14 protein-coding genes and 1 tRNA gene are annotated in these 18,083 nt (G+C 51.7%); 4 read left to right on the forward strand and 11 right to left on the reverse strand.

From position 1 onward, the window contains the following. Nucleotides 1-12 precede the first annotated feature (12 nt). From ygjJ to ebgR, 5 genes are all read right to left on the reverse strand, one after another. On the reverse strand, nt 13-1,083 hold the full coding sequence (ygjJ, locus tag BEB54_RS13325) for a protein YgjJ (protein WP_105276779.1): 1,071 nt from the start codon (nt 1,081-1,083) through the stop codon (nt 13-15). A gap of 133 nt (nt 1,084-1,216) precedes the next feature. Further along, nucleotides 1,217-2,650, reverse strand: coding sequence for an amino acid permease (locus tag BEB54_RS13330; protein WP_001285446.1), 1,434 nt, complete (start codon nt 2,648-2,650; stop codon nt 1,217-1,219). A gap of 62 nt (nt 2,651-2,712) precedes the next feature. Then, entirely contained in the window at nt 2,713-3,162 is a 450-nt protein-coding gene (locus tag BEB54_RS13335; RefSeq protein ID WP_001219950.1) for a beta-galactosidase subunit beta, read from the reverse strand. Then, entirely contained in the window at nt 3,159-6,251 is a 3,093-nt protein-coding gene (gene ebgA, locus BEB54_RS13340) for a beta-galactosidase subunit alpha (protein WP_105276778.1), read from the reverse strand. The genes BEB54_RS13335 and ebgA overlap by 4 nt, the downstream gene beginning before the upstream one ends. Nucleotides 6,252-6,434: 183 nt before the next feature. Beyond that, nucleotides 6,435-7,418 carry a transcriptional regulator EbgR gene (ebgR, locus tag BEB54_RS13345; protein WP_000212475.1) on the reverse strand — a complete coding sequence of 328 codons (984 nt, stop codon included), beginning with the start codon at nt 7,416-7,418 and terminating at the stop codon, nt 6,435-6,437. A 218-nt stretch (nt 7,419-7,636) separates the two neighbouring features. Between ebgR and BEB54_RS13355 the strand changes: the two genes are divergently transcribed. After that, the gene (locus tag BEB54_RS13355; protein WP_105276777.1) at nt 7,637-7,969 is read left to right on the forward strand and encodes a tRNA-binding protein; all 333 of its coding nucleotides are present in this window, start codon (nt 7,637-7,639) and stop codon (nt 7,967-7,969) included. Nucleotides 7,970-8,010: 41 nt separating this feature from the next. Here BEB54_RS13355 and ygjG read toward each other — a convergent pair whose 3' ends face one another. After that, nucleotides 8,011-9,390 carry a putrescine aminotransferase gene (ygjG, locus tag BEB54_RS13360; protein ID WP_105276776.1) on the reverse strand — a complete coding sequence of 460 codons (1,380 nt, stop codon included), beginning with the start codon at nt 9,388-9,390 and terminating at the stop codon, nt 8,011-8,013. A gap of 417 nt (nt 9,391-9,807) precedes the next feature. On the opposite strand from ygjG, the gene aer reads away from it, so the two are divergent. Then, nucleotides 9,808-11,328 (forward strand): aerotaxis sensor receptor Aer, encoded by a 1,521-nt coding sequence (gene aer / locus BEB54_RS13370; protein WP_105276775.1) that lies wholly within the window; start codon nt 9,808-9,810, stop codon nt 11,326-11,328. 106 nt (nt 11,329-11,434) lie between these two features. On the opposite strand, the gene nfeR is transcribed toward aer, so the two are convergent. Beyond that, nucleotides 11,435-12,058, reverse strand: coding sequence for a DNA-binding transcriptional regulator NfeR (nfeR, locus tag BEB54_RS13375; protein WP_000018005.1), 624 nt, complete (start codon nt 12,056-12,058; stop codon nt 11,435-11,437). Between the two features lie 287 nt (nt 12,059-12,345). Between nfeR and nfeF the strand changes: the two genes are divergently transcribed. Next, nucleotides 12,346-13,110 (forward strand): NADPH-dependent ferric chelate reductase NfeF, encoded by a 765-nt coding sequence (gene nfeF, locus BEB54_RS13380; protein ID WP_032185155.1) that lies wholly within the window; start codon nt 12,346-12,348, stop codon nt 13,108-13,110. Between the two features lie 53 nt (nt 13,111-13,163). Here the strand turns inward: nfeF and BEB54_RS13385 are convergent. After that, nucleotides 13,164-13,239: transfer RNA gene (locus BEB54_RS13385), tRNA-Ile, on the reverse strand. 124 nt (nt 13,240-13,363) lie between these two features. On the opposite strand from BEB54_RS13385, the gene mug reads away from it, so the two are divergent. Beyond that, on the forward strand, nt 13,364-13,870 hold the full coding sequence (gene mug, locus BEB54_RS13390) for a G/U mismatch-specific DNA glycosylase (RefSeq protein ID WP_000228932.1): 507 nt from the start codon (nt 13,364-13,366) through the stop codon (nt 13,868-13,870). A gap of 78 nt (nt 13,871-13,948) precedes the next feature. On the opposite strand, the gene rpoD is transcribed toward mug, so the two are convergent. The 3 genes from rpoD to rpsU form a co-directional block, all read right to left on the reverse strand. Then, nucleotides 13,949-15,790 carry an RNA polymerase sigma factor RpoD gene (gene rpoD, locus BEB54_RS13395; protein ID WP_000437371.1) on the reverse strand — a complete coding sequence of 614 codons (1,842 nt, stop codon included), beginning with the start codon at nt 15,788-15,790 and terminating at the stop codon, nt 13,949-13,951. Nucleotides 15,791-15,984: 194 nt separating this feature from the next. Beyond that, nucleotides 15,985-17,730: a DNA primase gene (dnaG, locus tag BEB54_RS13405; RefSeq protein WP_105276774.1), complete on the reverse strand. Its 1,746-nt coding sequence runs from the start codon at nt 17,728-17,730 to the stop codon at nt 15,985-15,987. Nucleotides 17,731-17,840: 110 nt separating this feature from the next. Continuing rightward, nucleotides 17,841-18,056, reverse strand: a complete 216-nt coding sequence (rpsU, locus tag BEB54_RS13410; protein WP_001144069.1) for a 30S ribosomal protein S21 — start codon at nt 18,054-18,056, stop codon at nt 17,841-17,843. Nucleotides 18,057-18,083: the final 27 nt, after the last annotated feature.

The raw sequence follows: 18,083 nt of genomic DNA on the forward strand, positions 1-18,083 counted from the left end.
TTACAGTCCTTATTACCAGTAGAAATATTGCATCAGGAAGATTTGGTCGCTGGGATCGTGAGAGGCATTTTTCATGTAGAAGCGGCTATCAAAAGCCGTTGCGAAACGTCCGCCGCCGTATTCGTACCAGATACCAAACTGCATGAAAGAGGTGGTTTCATCGTCAGCGTGGTCAGGGCGATGTTTGGCGTAGGTGTAAGCGGTGGAGAGATAAATCCCCTTGAACGCTTCATACATGGCGCTCACCATCATCCCACTTTCACTTCCCGGTACGTCCAGCCCGTCGGCGCGTCCGGTATGGTGCCAGGCGCGAGCGGCAAAGTTAGGGGTAAGCAGGCCAGTGAGATAGAGTTGTCCGGTACCGTCGGTAATTTCCAGACCGTTCATCCAGGTGATGCCTTCGGCAAGGTCATACTGGATGTAACCGTTCATCATTGCCGGATAGGTGTATTTGTCGTCGTAGCGATCGTATTTGCCAAAATGTAGCCAGGCTTTGCTTTCGTCATGATGTCCGGCTGGTGTGGCGGTGACGCTATAACGAAAGTTGCCGGTTAAGTTCTGTACCTTCAGCGCGGTCATAATGTCGCGGGTATTGGGAATGACGTAGCCCAGATCGGGCGTGAAATCGCCCCACCATTGCAGGTCATCCAGCGAGGAATCCTGACGCAGACTGAGCATGATTTCGGTGCCATCATTGGTACGATAACCGCCATAGAAACGGTTAATCCCACCTTCGAAACCGCCCCAGCTATGGTCAGGCACCCAGGCATTACCGTCGTGGTCGGCCTGCACGGTCCAGCCTTCGCCGTAAATCAGGCCGAACCAGGAGCCGTACTTCATCTCCAGGCCACCTTCAATATAGGTGCCGTCGCTGTATTTATGTTTATTCTCACCCTCTAAATCCATATATCCACCAACCCCTAATTCGCCGTAAAAACGAAATGAAGGAGAAGATGTCGAGGTAATTGCGGGTGTTTTTGTGTCGTCATGTTCTGCCGGACGTGCTTCTTCAGCGGCCGCAGAAAAGGCGTAGCAAAACGGCAGAGCAAGTAATGCTCTGCATGGTGCAGTGATTAATTTCATTGTGTTAATCCATGAGCTAAAGAAAAAGTACAGCCTTTTATCGTTGTAATTATAAAAATATAAAGGCAGAAACTATTTTCCCTCTCCCCATCCAGGAAGAGGGAAAATGCCTGCTCATTTTTTATTATTCTGCTTAATCAACATTGCTGGCTGGCGTCGCTTCAATATGGCGCTCTTCAGCCGTTAATCCCTTTATATATTTACTGTATTTCCACCACGCAAAGCCGAGGAAGATAACAATACCGCCGACGTTATAAAAAATGATGGTCAGAATATTCGCGCCAGTCGGGAATGTCGAAGCGACAAACCCTACGGCAAATATCGCAATCAGCATTGAAACAACGATAATACCTGTGCGGCGGGAGCCCATACGGAAATCGCGTGGCAGGTGATCTAATTTGGCGCGTAAATTCAGGTAAGCCAACATGATGAATAACGGTGGAAGCATGGATGCTGCGGCGGTCATATTAATAATGGTATTCATCAGATCTTGCACGGTATTGGAACCGAGCATCGGGATAATCATCAGCGGGATGACAATCAGGAACTGGATCCATGCCGCGCGCGCCGGAACGCCGTTTTCGTTCAGTTCGACGGTTTTCTTACCAAAGATGCCTTCCGGGATTTCGGAGAAGAAAATTTTTACCGGCGTTGCGGTCCACATCAGCAAAGAGCCGAACATTGCGGTAAAGGACACCAGACCGACAAAGCGATTCATCAACGCTTCCGGCAGACCAAAATACGCCGCCATGCCATGGAATACCTGCACCGATCCGCCGGTAAACTTCAACTCTTTGCTGCTAACGAAGACGTTAATCAGCACCGAGGAGACGGAATACAGTACACCGATAAAAATCCCGGCGAGAATGATCACTTTAACAAACGATTTTGAACCGCCTTTGACGTCGTTAACGTACACCGCGACAGATTCCGCGCCACCTGCGGCCATAAAGATCCAGGTAGTAACGCCGAGGAACGCCCAGTTAAAGTTCGGGATCATCGCGTCAACGGTGATCGGATCGGCAGGCTGTACGCCGCCAACCAGCGCCGTGCCTGCCAGTAAAATGTAGGAGAGCGTTAACAGCAGCATCAGCGTTGAAGTGACGGAGGTGATTGGCCCCAGCATTTTCGCCCCGTTGGTGGAAACCCAGGTGGAGAAGGCGAACAGCACCATACTGATAATGGTGGTGGCAACCGGTGTCATAATATATTCGTAGCCGAGGAAAGCATACGAGGCGTAAGCAATAACGCGCGGCAATAATGAGGTGAAAAAGAACAGGTTTACGAACCAGTAGGTATAGGCAGTAATAAATGCCCAACGTCCGCCCAGCGAACTTTTTACCCACGCGTAGACACCGGCTTCCGAGTTTTTATTTAACGAAACAAATTCTGCGATGATCAGACAGAAGGGAATAAAATAAAAAATCGTCGCGAGGAAAAACATTGGTGCTGAGGCCAGTCCAAGCTCAATATTATTATTGATAACGTTGTTAAAGCTGTAAACGGCGGCAAAAGTCAGCGAGAGCAAGCCGAATTTGCCGATTGTATTACGTTTGGTATCAGACATAACACATCTCCGAAAATGAGTAGGGTAGCGGTGGCGGCAAACTCCTTATGCCGCCGTAATTGTTATTTGTTATGGAAATAACCATCTTCGATGGTGACTTTGAGAACGACTTTTTTGACCGCGTTATTACAGATAAATCGATACGCTTCATGGATATCACAAATAACGATTTGCCCTTCGTGGACCTCAACGGCTTCTCCGCAGCCTTTTAGATATTCACGGTCAGTTTCATCACGATAATATTCCACTACCTGTAATGTCTCTTTCGGCGCATATTCAATTTTTTGTTGTCCTTGCAGGTAGTAATGTACTTCAAAATAGCGTCGATGCCCGGTAAATAGCGCATCGGTCGCGGAGTCTGTCTCCACGCGGTAAGTCAATGAGTCACCGATGGAGTGGGCGACGCCAGGCTGAATGTTGTCGATATTTTCAATCGCTTCAACGCAGCGTTGCCACTTTTTGCCAGAGGCGTAAATCTGGCGGAACTGTTCTAAGTTATCGATGATCCTCATTGCTTATTCTCGCTGTGCAAATTCGTGGAAAAGAACCCTGCGCCGAACTCATACGATGCCAGGCTTTGCGCGGTAGCTTCCCCGCCAGAAACTGGCAGCAACGTAAAGCCGTAGCTGAAGTCACGGAACCTGACGCGCCAGGTGTCCAGCACTTCGCTGCCCCAGGAGTTAGAGCCGAGGCCAAGCAGTTGGTGGTCAAGATTCAGGGTGATGTCATCACTGCGCTGCAGTTCGTTACAGTGCTGGGCAGCGTGGATGTTTTCCTGGGTGTAGTGCCAGGCGCTGAAGTTAATGGGGCGCTGCGGAACAACCAGCAGACCATTGCCGTGGCGGTTAGTCAGTGCCGTCCAGCGGACATGCTGACGGTTACCGTTGTTCTGTGGGAAGGGATAGTTCTCGAACATGGCATCGACGGTACTGCGCCAGATATCAATGATGTTAGCTTGCTGGCTGTCGGCGTAGTTTTCGCCCGGTCCACGACCGTAATACGCCACCTGGTCGTATTCGCCGTTAATCCCCATGGTGAAACCGATACACGGAATGATGTGCGGATAGTCGCCGTAACGCTCGCCGGAAAGTGCCACGTTAACCTGGCCATCGGCAGCGATGCGCCAGATGTAGGTACAGCGCATCCCGAAGTCAAACACCGGCGGGGCAATAACCGTGCGGCTGATGATCAACACTTCATCATCACTTTGCTCAACGGCAAAGTCGCGCAGATGTTCCTGCATAATCTGCAAATGGTTCGGTTGCCACAGTCCTTCGTACTCCTGCTTGTGGTTGTCGATCATTGGCTTGAAGAAGTTGATCTTTGGCTCGCGGGTCAGCAGCGACTCGCCATTCACCTGCCAGGATGTCGGTTTGCCACTCATTTTTGAGAAGGTGATCGCGAAGTTGTAGCCGCGAATGGTGCAGCCCAAGCGATCGTCTTCCAGCGTCAGCGGACGCGCATTATTTGGCGCGAAAGATACAGGCTGCGCGGTATTTTCCTTCAGCGGGAACTGATAAGTGGCGATAGGGTGCCCGGCGTCGCTGTAGCGGGTGCGGGAATCCTTGGTCACTGTAATGTTGAGGAACGCTTCGCGGGCGTCCAGCTGTGGCAGCGTGATCTGCAAGGGGGCTTCGCTGTTCGGCGCAACGTCGTGCAGTTTAATCTGCTGCGTCGCGAGCGTTTCACCTTCGGCGCGCACCTCTGCGTGCAGGGTGTAGTCATCAAGCGTGGTAAACCACAGTTTATTTTCGACTTTCAGCTCGCCGCGAGTCAGATCCAGCGCGTGGATTTTTACCGGCGCGATAACCTGTTTGTACTCTTTCAGTCCCGGCCCCGGCGTCTGATCGGAATAGATCAAACCATCAAGACAGAAGTTATAGTTGTTGGGATAGTCGCCGTAGTCACCGCCGTATTTATACCAGACATTGCCGTTGTCATCCTGCGCCTGGATCCCGTGGTCGCACCATTCCCAAACATAATGTCCCTGAATGCAATCGTGCTTATAGAATACGTTTTGGTACTCCGTCAGCCCGCCCGGACCGTTCCCCATCGCATGGGCGTATTCACAGATGATGCGCGGCTTCGGATGCGGATATTCACCAAACTCATTCATCAGCGGCACGCGGGTGTACATGGTGGAAATAATATCGACCACTTCAGCATCGCGATCTTCTTCGTAGTGCACCAGTCGCGTGTTATCCAGCGCTTTCGCTGCGTGGTACATCGCGCGGATGTTACAGCCATAGCCGGATTCATTGCCCAGCGACCAGATGATGATCGACGGATGGTTTTTCTGCGCGTGGATATGGCGAACAATGCGCTCGACGTAGACTTTTTCCCACTGCGGATCGTCGGTAATACGGCTGATATCGCCGACGTTAGCAAAGCCGTGCGATTCGACGTCGGTTTCCGCCATCACAAACAGGCCGTAGATGTCACACAGTTCGTAAAAACGCGGATCGTTCGGGTAGTGAGCGGTACGCACGGAGTTGATGTTGTGCTGCTTCATCAACTGGAGATCTTTCTCGACGCGATCCATTCCAACGGCGCGGCCTTTGCGATGATCGTTGTCGTGACGGTTGACGCCGTGCAGCATCACATAACGGTTATTGATCCAGAACAGACCGTCGCGCACTTTGATATCACGGAAGCCAACGCGTTGTGGCACCACTTCCAGAACGTTGCCGTCGGCGTCTTTCAGCGTCATGACCAGATGGTAAAGATAAGGGGATTCTGCTGACCATTGCTGGGGCTGTTCGACAGTAAAAGCAAAGCTGGCGCTGGTCAGTTTTTCAATTGCCAAATGATCAATGGTGCTGCTGTGTACCACGCGTTCGCCATCAAACAGGGTATATTCCAGCGTCGTTACGACAGGGGAGGCGGCGAGATTTTCCAGCACCACTTCGCAGGAAAGCGTGGCATCGCAATAGGCTTCGTCAAAGTCGGTACGCACGGTGAAATCGTTAATATGCGTGAGTTGTTTACCGACCAGATAAACATCGCGGAAGATCCCCGCCGACCACCACATATCCTGGTCTTCCACGTAGGTAGAGTCCGCCCACTGCATCACGCGCACACACAACAGGTTGTCGCCGGTTTTAACCATCGCGCTGATGTCAAACTCTGCGGTCAGGCGACTGCCCTTGCTGAAACCCACATACTGACCGTTAACGTAGACTTCAAAATAGGTTTCGACGCCGTCAAATTTAATCAGCGTCTGTTTACTCTGCCAGCCGTCACTGAGGGTGAAAATACGTTGATAGGCACCGGTTGGGTTATCGCTGGGAACAAACGGCACATCGATAGGGAACGGAAAACCTTCGTCGGTATATTGCAGTTTGCCGTGGCCTTCCATTTGCCACATGGCGGGGACGGTGATATGTCCCCAGTCAGCCATTAACTCGGAAGTGAAGGCGTCAGGTACTTGCAGCGGATGGTCAAAAAAATGGAAATTCCACTGACCGCTTAAAGGCAGAAACAGGCTGCTGGTTTCGCGGGCAAAGGTACGCGCTTGCGCAACAGAATCATATGAAAAAAAGTACGCACGCGGCGCAAGTCGGTTTTCGTGGGTAAGCTGAATGTTTTCCCAGCGATTCATAGGGCCTCCCGGTAGAGAGAAATCGGAACCATTCATGGTGATGGTAGTTTGTGTAATTGCTGGGGAGTTTAGTAAAATTTTTACTAAAATATAGCGAGTAAATGCATTTACTTTAACTGGATCACGAAAATAAACGGCAGCACTGTCCGGCAAAAACGATTGCCGGACAGTGTGTAAGGGGATTTAACGGGTCGTGCCGCGCAGTTTTAATTTGCTGGGAACGAAGACTAGCAGCGGCAGCGCGCGACCATCGCGAGCTTTTTCATACACCAGATTAACGCCCTGGCTTCCCATCATCTCGGAGTGGATGCGTACGGTTGAGAGCGGCGGAAAGGTAAATCGCGCGGTGGGGATGTCGTTAACGCTGATAAGTGAAATATCCTGCGGGATGTTCAGACCACGTTCATGAATTGCCCGCAGTACGCCAATAGCAATAGAATCGGAAGCAACAAAAAGCGCCTTCGGGTAGTCTTCCCGAGCCAGCATCTGTTTCGCCAGTTCGTAGCCCGACGAACTGGAAAAACCGCCGCGCCAGATATCCTCTTCGCGTACCACTTGTTTCAGTCGGCCATATTCCGCAAAGGCGACCTCACGAATATCCGCCTTGCCAGGCTCATCTTCACCGCCAATAAAACCAATACGATTAACGCCCTGGTTGATATAGAAGTCGATGATTTCTTTACTGATACGTGCCAGATCGATATCCACCGCATCGTAACCGCTGCCGGGTTCGTGAAAGTCGATAAAACAGATATTGTCGGTCAACGCGCTGGCAGCGGCGCGCAGGGCGGGCGTGGGTTTGCCGACAATTAAAATACCGGTGACGTTTTTAATGTCTGGTAAGCCGCTGTGTTCATAACAGTTGGTGAGCTCGATGCCCAGCTTTTCGCACTGGGTTTCAATGCCGTGGCGGATCGCCAGATAGTAAGGATCGTTGATCTCCAGCTCCTGCTGGTAGCTGTAGATAGCCAGAATATGGTGTTGGTTGACTGCACCTGTCTGGAGTTTACGGGCACTACTGGTCTTGTACTCCAGCTTTTCGGCGATCTCGAGAATGCGATGTTTCGTCTCTTCTTTCACATTCAATGTCGGATCGTCATTTAAGACCCTGGATACTGTCGCCAGGGATACGCCAGCTTCGATTGCGATGTCTTTTAGTGTTGCCATGTTTACCTTTTTTACTTTCCCTGATGTGCGCCCCCATTGTAGAGGAAGTGCTTATCGGGTCACCTGTTTTCAGTAAATAAAGCGCGTTTCTTTGACGCTGTAACGGTAACACAGCGGCTCACGAATGTGATCACGCCTGCATTCTCCATTTTTAGCCTACAGGATTGAGAAAAACTTTTGCTATAGTTTAGTAAAATTTTACTCAAGGGGAGGAAACAATGGAAACCGTGGCTTACGCTGATTTTGCACGTCTGGAAATGCGCGTCGGAAAGATTGTGGAAGTGAAACGCCATGAAAACGCCGACAAGCTGTACATCGTACAGGTTGATGTGAGTGAAAAAACGCTGCAAACCGTGACCAGCCTGGTGCCGTACTACAGCGAAGAAGAGCTGATGGGAAAAACAGTGGTGGTCTTATGCAATCTGCAAAAAGCGAAAATGCGCGGTGAAACGTCGGAATGCATGTTGTTGTGTGCGGAAACCGATGATGGCAGCGAAAGCGTGCTGTTAACGCCGGAGCGGATGATGCCTACGGGCGTACGTATCGTATAAAACAATCGGATGGCGACGTCGTATCGCCATCCGATTTGATATTACGCTTCTTCGACACTTACTCGCATGGCCGCCAGCGCCTTACGCGCCGCTTTGATCACCAGTTCGCACTGTTCAATGGTCAGTGTCAGTGGCGGTTCAATGCGGATCGTTTTGGCGTTATTGAGCGTTCCGGCCACCAGTACGCGCTGGCGGAACATCTCGCTGGCAAAGTTGTAGCCGATTTCGTTATCGACAAATTCAATCGCCATCAACATCCCTTTGCCACGCGCTTCCTGTACCAGATCGGGATATTCCCGTGCCAGTTGACGGAAACCGTCCAGCAACATATCGCCTTTTTGCTCAGCCTGAGCCGGTAAGTTCTGCTCCAGCAACACATTGATGGTCGCCAGCGCCGCCGCACAGGCCAGCGGGTTGCCGCCAAAGGTGGTGGTATGCAGGAACGGGTTGTCGAACAGAACTGAGAACACCTCTTCAGTGGCGATGGTCGCGCCAATCGGCATCACGCCGCCGCCGAGGGCTTTTGCCAGACACAGAATGTCCGGCTGAACGTTCTCATGCTCGCAGGCGAACATCTTGCCCGTGCGCCCCATGCCCGTTTGTACTTCATCGAGGATCATCAGTGCGCCGAACTCATCGCACAGCTTACGCACGGCGGTGAGATAGCCCGGCGGCGGCAGAATTACGCCACCTTCGCCCTGAATCGGCTCAAGGATCACTGCGGCAACATCGTCACCGGTTTTTTTGCACTCGCTAAGGGTCGTGCGCATGGCTTCGATATTGCCAAACGGTACGTGACGGAACCCTGGCAGCAGTGGCATAAACGGTTTGCGGAAGGTCGATTTCGCCGTGGCCGACAGCGCGCCAAGCGATTTACCGTGGAACGCGCCGCTGGTGGCAATAAAAGTAAACTTGCCACGCGGTGACTGATAAGCCTTCGCCAGTTTCAGCGCCGCTTCAACGGACTCGGTGCCGCTATTACAGAAGAAGCTGTATTTCAGCTTACCGGGCGTTAGCGCAGCAAGGGTTTTCGCCAGCATTGCCCGTAATGGATCAAGCAGCTCCTGGCTGTGCAACGGTTGTTTCGCAAGTTGATTCTGTACGGCGGAAACCACAACTGGATTACGGTGCCCCACGTTGAAAATTCCAAAACCTCCCAGGCAGTCGATAAACTCCTGTCCCTGGGTGTCGACAAGCGTATTTAAACCTCCCGCTTGCCACTCTACGGCTCCGTAATCCCCGCCGGCGGTAACAGATTTGCGATACTCTAAAAACCCCGGATTGACATGCTCTTTGAAGTATTCAATGACCTCTCGGTTAAGTGCTTTCATCTCCTCATGATCCAGCGTTCGCTTCTCAATGAGATTCAGGGCGTGGGCGCTGCACGCTAAAGCCGATGCGCTCGAAGGTAACCTGTTCAAAATATGCTCCGGAGGCTCGCGTATCACATGATACCGATTTAAGTATTGCAGGGATTGCGCCACTCCGGCTGCAATCGCGAAAATCGGGATAAACACAAATGTGGTTATCATTTACGCAATATTTAATGCTATTTGTTAACATTTGCTGTTATTTTGCACGGTCTATATTGGGTATGAATGTGGTGATCGCTGCGCAAATGCACGCTTTTAGGGCAATAAATGCCTGATTTTTGGGCAAGATAATTAACGTTTTCGTATAGTAACAGAGTGAAAGTATTTTAAATCAAGGAATTAGATTTGTGCTTTAATCGCAAATTGCGATCTAAATCAAATTAATCGGTTAAAGATAACCGCAGCGGGGCCGACATAAACTCTGACAAGAAGTTAACAACCATATAACCTGCACAGGACGCGAACATGTCTTCTCATCCGTATGTCACCCAGCAAAATACCCCGCTGGCGGACGATACCACTCTGATGTCCACTACCGATCTGCAAAGCTATATCACTCATGCTAATGACACTTTTGTGCAGGTGAGCGGCTATACCTTGCAGGAGTTACAGGGGCAGCCGCACAATATGGTGCGTCATCCCGATATGCCAAAAGCGGCGTTTGCGGATATGTGGTTCACCCTGAAAAAAGGGGAGCCCTGGAGCGGCATCGTGAAAAATCGCCGCAAAAATGGCGACCATTATTGGGTGCGGGCCAATGCGGTACCGATGGTGCGCGAGGGAAAAATCAGTGGCTATATGTCGATTCGTACCCGGGCGACGGATGAAGAGATTGCGGCGGTGGAGCCACTGTACAAAGCGTTGAACGCCGGACGTACCAGTAAGCGTATTCATAAAGGCCTGGTGGTGCGTAAAGGCTGGCTGGGAAAACTGCCTTCATTGCCGCTTCGCTGGCGGGCGCGTGGAGTGATGACGCTGATGTTTATCTTGTTGGCGGCTATGCTTTGGTTTGTTGCTGCCCCGGTGGTGTCATATTTCCTCTGTGCGTTAGTGGTATTGTTAGTAATCGCCTGTTTTGAATGGCAGATTGTGCGCCCGATAGAAAATGTCGCCCGTCAGGCACTGAAGGTGGCGACCGGAGAACGTAATAGTGTTGAGCATCTGAATCGCAGCGATGAGCTGGGGCTGACATTACGCGCGGTAGGGCAGCTTGGCCTGATGTGCCGTTGGCTAATTAACGATGTCTCGAGCCAGGTGTCCAGTGTCAGAAACGGCAGCGAGACGCTGGCGAAAGGCACTGATGAACTGAACGAACATACCCAACAGACGGTTGATAATGTTCAGCAAACGGTGGCGACCATGAACCAGATGGCGGCGTCGGTGAAACAGAACTCTGCCACGGCGTCGGCTGCCGATAAACTTTCGATCACCGCCAGTAATGCGGCCGTGCAGGGCGGGGAGGCGATGTCCACGGTGATCAAAACGATGGACGATATTGCTGACAGTACCCAGCGCATTGGCACCATTACTTCGCTGATTAACGATATTGCGTTTCAGACCAATATTCTCGCCCTGAATGCGGCGGTGGAAGCGGCGCGTGCCGGAGAACAAGGCAAAGGTTTTGCAGTGGTGGCAGGGGAAGTGCGTCATTTAGCCAGCCGCAGTGCTAATGCCGCCAACGATATTCGCAAGCTGATTGATGCCAGTGCTGATAAGGTGCAATCCGGTTCGCAGCAGGTACACGCCGCCGGACGGACGATGGAAGATATTGTGGCGCAGGTAAAAAACGTCACCCAGTTGATAGCTCAGATTAGCCATTCAACGCTGGAACAGGCCGATGGGCTTTCCAGCCTGACCCGTGCAGTGGATGAGCTTAACCTGATCACCCAGAAAAACGCCGAGCTGGTGGAAGAGAGTGCGCAGGTGTCGGCGATGGTGAAACACCGCGCCAGCCGACTGGAAGACGCGGTGACGGTGCTGCATTAATCGGTATGCCGGATATAGCCGTTTGTACACAATGCCTGATGCGATGCTGGCGCATCTTATCAGGCCTACGGGGTGTGTAGGGTACGCCGCATCCGGCAATCGGTGATTAATCCAGTTGGGTAATATCAAAAGCGGCGCGGTCGATCACCGCAATGATCTTTTTTATTTGTGCATCAGTGATATCGCTCTGGTTGACGCGTAAATCCAGCACCGCTTTAAAATTATCCAGCGCCCGCTTCATTTGCGGGTTCTGGCGCAGCGCAGCGCCAACGCAACGCGCTTTGATGCGCTCTTCAATCATCTCCACTTGTTCGCGGTTTTCTTCCAGCCACTGCGCGCCTTGTTCGGTCAGCGCAATCTGCTTCTTACCACCTTCCTCTTCGCGGATGGTAATCAGCGACTGCTCCTGCAGAAAATCCAGCGTCGGGTAGATGACGCCCGGGCTTGGGGTGTAATTTCCCTGGGTCAGATTTTCAATCGCTTTAATCAATTCGTAACCGTGGCTGTCATCGCGCGAGAGAATATCCAGAATCACCAGACGTAATTCACCGTGACCAAAGAAACGTTGCCGACGACCGCCGCCGCGACCGTGGCGACCACCGCAGCATTGACCGTGTTCATGCTGGTGACCGTGTCCACAGTGTTCGTGTTCTGATTTCTCACCTTTGCAGCAGCCTTCATGACGTGGCTGGCCTTCATGTTTACAACACCCTTCGTGATGATGGCTCATATCAGCCTCCTTTTGCTTAATTAGATATATCTAATTTATATCTGATATGAGCGATCTTGCAAGTGTAAAAATGATTTTTAAACGTGGACTCATCTCACACGTAGGCCGGATAAGGCGTTCACGCCGCATCCGGCGTTGAGTAATGATGCCTGAGAAGAGGCGGTTCGTCTTATCAGACTATAGACATATCAGTTCTACAAATCGCTTGCATTTATCATGATTAACAATCATTATCATTTACGAAAATTATTTAGATATATCTGATTATCATCACGAAGGCGATAACAATGAATAACTCCCCCCGCTACCCACAGCGCGTTCGCAATGATCTGCGCTTCCGTGAACTGACTGTGTTACGCGTTGAGCGTATCAGTGCCGGTTTTCAGCGCATTGTCCTCGGCGGCGAGGCGCTGGACGGTTTTACATCGCGCGGCTTTGACGATCACAGCAAACTCTTCTTTCCTCAATCTGACGTTCACTTTGTGCCGCCAACGGTAACGGAAGAGGGGATCGTCTGGCCGGAAGGACCACGCCCACCGTCGCGTGACTATACGCCACTGTATGACGAACAACGTCATGAACTGGCGATCGATTTCTTTATTCACGACGGCGGAGTCGCCAGCAGCTGGGCGATGCAGGCGCAACCGGGCGATAAACTCACGGTGGCAGGGCCGCGCGGTTCGCTGGTGGTGCCGGAAGATTACGCGTATCAGGTGTATGTTTGCGATGAGTCCGGAATGCCGGCACTGCGCCGCCGCCTGGAAACGTTGAGTAAACTTGCCGTTAAACCGCAAGTTACCGCGCTGGTCAGCGTACAGGATAACGCCTGTCAGGATTATCTCGCGCACCTTGATGGTTTTAATATCGAATGGTTGGCGCATGATGAGCAGGCGGTAGACGCACGCCTGGCGCAGCTGCAAATCCCTGCCGATGATTACTTCATCTGGATAACCGGCGAAGGCAAAGTAGTTAAGAATTTAAGCAGCCGCTTTGAAGCGGAACAGTATGACCCACAGCGGGTACGCGCAGCGGCTTACTGGCACGAAAAGTAATTGATATATAAAAAGAAAAAGGCTGACGATTTCTCGTCAGCCTTTGCTATGTCTGGTGGCCCCTGCTGGACTTGAACCAGCGACCAAGCGATTATGAGTCGCCTGCTCTAACCACTGAGCTAAGGGGCCATGGTAGCGGATTATAAAGTAACTCCGTGTCGCAATCCAGCCATTACCGCTCGCCTGCTGTTTTTATAAACAATGTATTTTCAATCCGTTATACTTTTCCTGGTGATGTTAGAAAGGAGTAAATATGGTTGAGGATATTTTGGCTCCAGGGTTACGGGTTGTGTTTTGCGGTATCAATCCTGGTCTTTCATCCGCCGGAACTGGTTTTCCCTTTGCTCATCCGGCAAATCGCTTCTGGAAGGTGATATATCAGGCTGGGTTTACCGACCGTCAGTTGAAGCCGCAGGAGGCACAGCATCTGCTGGATTATCGTTGTGGTGTCACCAAACTTGTAGACCGTCCAACAGTGCAAGCCAATGAAGTTTCAAAGCAGGAGCTGCACGCAGGCGGGCGTAAGCTGATTGAAAAAATTGAAGATTACCAACCACAAGCGTTGGCAATTCTGGGCAAACAGGCGTTTGAGCAAGGATTCAGCCAACGCGGTGCACAGTGGGGGAAGCAAACGCTCACTATTGGTTCGACGCAGATTTGGGTACTGCCAAATCCCAGCGGTTTAAGTCGCGTTTCACTGGAGAAACTGGTTGAGGCGTATCGGGAACTGGACCAGGCGCTGGTAGTGCGTGGGCGATAAAAAACGCCACCGAAAAGGTGGCGTTTGTGCAAAGGGAAAAGTGCCGGATGTGGCGTAACGCCTGATCCGGCCTACCGATTAATCGTCCAGGAAGCTACGCAGTACTTCAGAACGGCTCGGGTGACGCAGTTTACGCAGCGCCTTCGCTTCGATCTGACGGATACGTTCACGGGTAACGTCGAACTGTTTACCCACTTCTTCCAGCGTGTGGTCGGTGTTCATATCGATACCGAAGCGCATACGCAGAACTTTCGCTTCACGCGCGGTCAGGCCAGCCAGCACGTCGTGCGTTGCCGCACGCAGGCTTTCAGTGGTCGCAGAATCCAGCGGCAGCTCGAGGGTGGTATCCTCGATGAAATCCCCCAGATGCGAATCTTCATCATCACCGATCGGCGTTTCCATGGAGATTGGCTCTTTGGCGATTTTCAGCACTTTGCGGATCTTGTCTTCCGGCATCAGCATACGTTCAGCCAGTTCTTCCGGCGTCGGCTCGCGGCCCATCTCTTGCAGCATCTGGCGAGAAATACGGTTGAGCTTGTTGATAGTCTCAATCATATGCACCGGAATACGGATGGTGCGCGCCTGATCCGCGATAGAACGAGTGATCGCCTGACGAATCCACCAGGTTGCGTAGGTGGAGAATTTGTAACCACGACGGTATTCGAACTTATCAACCGCTTTCATCAGGCCGATGTTACCTTCCTGAATCAGGTCAAGGAACTGCAAGCCACGGTTGGTGTATTTCTTGGCGATAGAAATAACCAGACGTAAGTTCGCTTCAACCATCTCTTTCTTCGCACGGCGGGCTTTCGCTTCACCGATGGACATACGACGGTTGATATCTTTAACCTGCTCGATGGTCAGGCCGGTTTCTTCTTCAATCTGCTGCAGTTTCTGCAGGGCGCGATGCACTTCTTCAGAGACATCGTGCAGTTTTTCCGACCACGGCTTGTTCATTGCAATTGCCGCGTTGAACCAGGTATCGCTGGTTTCGTTGCCGGTAAACAGGGTAATGAAGTTTTTCTTCGGCATTTTGCACTGCTCAACGCAGAGCTTCATGATCAGACGTTCTTGCGTACGAACGCGGTCCATCATGACGCGCATGCTGTTGACCAGGTAGTCAAACTGCTTCGGTACCAGGCGGAACTGTTTGAATACTTCAGACAGTTTCAGGATCTCTTCCTGAGCGGCTGCGTGACTGCGACCTTTCGCTTTGATGGTGTCACGCGTTACAACGTACTGAGCGCGCAGTTCCGCAAATTTTTCGCGAGCCAGTTCCGGGTCGATGCTGTTGTCATCATCGGCGCTATCGTCATCGCCATCTTCTTCGTCTTCATCTTCGTCATCGTCCAGATCTTCCTGGGAAAGCTCAGAACCGACGTGAGTGGCGGTAGGTGCCAGATCTTCTTCTGCGTTCGGGTCAACAAAGCCGGTGATCAGATCGGACAGACGCGCTTCTTCTGCTTCAACACGATCGTACTGTTCCAGCAGATAGGTGATCGCTTCCGGATATTCAGCAACGGAGCATTGAACCTGGTTGATCCCGTCTTCAATACGCTTAGCGATGTCAATTTCGCCTTCGCGGGTCAACAGTTCAACGGTGCCCATTTCACGCATGTACATGCGTACCGGGTCAGTCGTGCGCCCGATTTCAGATTCCACGCTGGAAAGCACCTGCGCGGCGGCTTCGGCAGCATCTTCGTCCGCGGTGTTTTCAGCCAGCATCAGATCATCGGCATCCGGTGCTTCTTCCATCACCTGAATGCCCATGTCGTTGATCATTTGGATGATGTCTTCGATCTGATCTGAATCGACGATATCTTCCGGCAGATGGTCATTGACCTCGGCATAGGTCAGATAGCCTTGCTCCTTACCACGGGTGACAAGAAGTTTCAGCTGTGACTGCGGGTTTTGCTCCATAAGACGGTATCCACACTTATTTCATGAGGTTGGTGTTGGGCGATTGACCCGCTGTCCTTCAGCCGTTAACGCTGAAATCCAACGGTTATTTACCGCCAACGATAATTACGAGGGCGTACTTATATATTTGCCGCTGCCTCTCAGTGCGGCTGTCGGGGGCTTCCCGATCGCTCTTCGGCACTTAAGCCGTTAAATTACTTTTTCGCCAGCTCCTGGTTTAATGTCCAGAGCTCCAGGCGTTCTTCGTTGCTTAAACCATGCGTGCGCTCACGAGCGATTAACTCTTCCTGGCGCAGTTCAAGCAGCGAATCAAACATATGGTTGAGTGAGTCGGTGAAGGTTTGCTCAGCAATATTCCTATCTGCTATATCGTCCCACATCGACAGTTTTTCAAGGGTGGCAGCATTATTTGTACCACGATAGTGCTCTAAAAGTTGCCCGGTGGTCAGACCCGGCTGAGAGAGACAAGTGTTGACCAGTTCTCTGAATAAGCCAAGTCCAGGGAGCTTATTTTCATCCAGATTCTCAAGCGGCGGGACCAATGTCGCTAATTCTGGATTTTGCACCAGCAACCCTATAAGTATACGCATGGTCGTGCGTTTTAGCTGTGGAACAGGGCGAGAAACGCTGCTCTCCGCCGCTTTTGGCATTAATCGTTCAAGCTGGCTGTCATCAAGTATGCCTAATTTGCTGCCTAATTCCTGACGAAGATAGATTCGCAGCGTTTCGCCCGGCACCTGCGATATCAATGGCAGTGCCAGCGTACTCAAACGTGCGCGCCCGTCAGGGGTACTCAGATCAACTTGCGGCATCAGACTGTTAAACAGAAAAGCGGAGAGCGGCATCGCCTGCTCCATCCGCGCTTCAAACGCTTCTTTACCTTCTTTGCGCACCAGCGTGTCAGGGTCTTCGCCATCAGGCAAAAACATAAAACGTAGCTGCCGTCCGTCTGTCATGTAAGGCAACGCCGTTTCCAGCGCTCGCCAGGCGGCATCGCGGCCTGCACGGTCGCCGTCATAACAGCAAATGACATTGTTGGTCGCGCGGAACAACAGTTGTATGTGATCGGCGGTGGTTGACGTACCTAACGACGCAACGGCGTAATTAATACCGTATTGCGCCAGCGCCACCACGTCCATATAGCCTTCGACCACAAGCAGACGATTGGGTTCAGCGTTATCCTGCTGCGCCTCATAAAGACCGTATAGCTGGCGGCCTTTATGGAAAATATCGGTTTCCGGCGAGTTCAGGTATTTGGGGGTATCGTTGCCCAACACGCGCCCGCCAAAACCAATCACCCGACCGCGTTTATCGCGAATGGGGAACATCACCCGCTCGCGGAAACGATCGTAACTGCGACCCTGATCGTTGGTGACCAACATGCCCGCATCAATCAACGACTGACGATTTTCTGGATTGCCGCCAAACCGTTTCAGGACGTTGTCCCAGCCGGGGGGCGCAAAACCAATCGCAAAGCGGGCGATAACCTCGTGGCTTAATCCGCGTTTTTCCAGATACTGGCGCGCAGACGTGGCAACAGGTTGCTGTAAAGATTGTTGGTAAAACGTATTCAGACCGTCCATCAACTGATAAAGCGTTTGCCGTTGATGGCGCTCGATCTGACTGGGGCCGCTGCCTGCTTCAAATGGCACTTCAAGATTGTGCATTGCCGCCAGCTCTTCGACCGTTTCGACGAACTCGAGCTTGTCGTAGTTCATCAGGAAGTCGATCGCATTGCCGTGCGCGCCACATCCAAAGCAGTGGTAAAACTGTTTTTCACCGTTAACGGTGAATGACGGGGTTTTCTCGTTGTGGAATGGACAACACGCGTGGAAATTCTTGCCCTGCTTTTTCAGCTTTACACGGGCATCGATCAGATCGACGATGTCAGTGCGTGCCAGCAGATCATTAATGAATACGCGTGGGATTCGTCCAGCCATAGGCCCCGATTTTTAGCAATTCATAAACGAAAATAAGCCGCGCATTCCTTTCGGAAGCACGGCCTTACAACTACAACTCGGTCTGATCGGAGAGCAACGCTCTCGGGGAATTAGTACAGACGAGTGCGGCGTGCGTTTTCGCGAGCCAGTTTCTTCGCGTGACGTTTCACTGCAGAAGCTTTAGCGCGCTTACGTTCGGTAGTCGGTTTTTCATAGAACTCACGACGACGAACTTCCGCCAGAACACCTGCTTTTTCGCAGGAACGCTTGAAGCGACGCAGAGCTACGTCGAACGGCTCGTTTTCACGTACTTTAATTACCGGCATGTGCCTCTCACCTTTGATTAATTCGGT

This window comes from Escherichia sp. MOD1-EC6021 (genome assembly GCF_002965245.1).
Taxonomy (GTDB): domain Bacteria; phylum Pseudomonadota; class Gammaproteobacteria; order Enterobacterales; family Enterobacteriaceae; genus Escherichia; species Escherichia coli_F.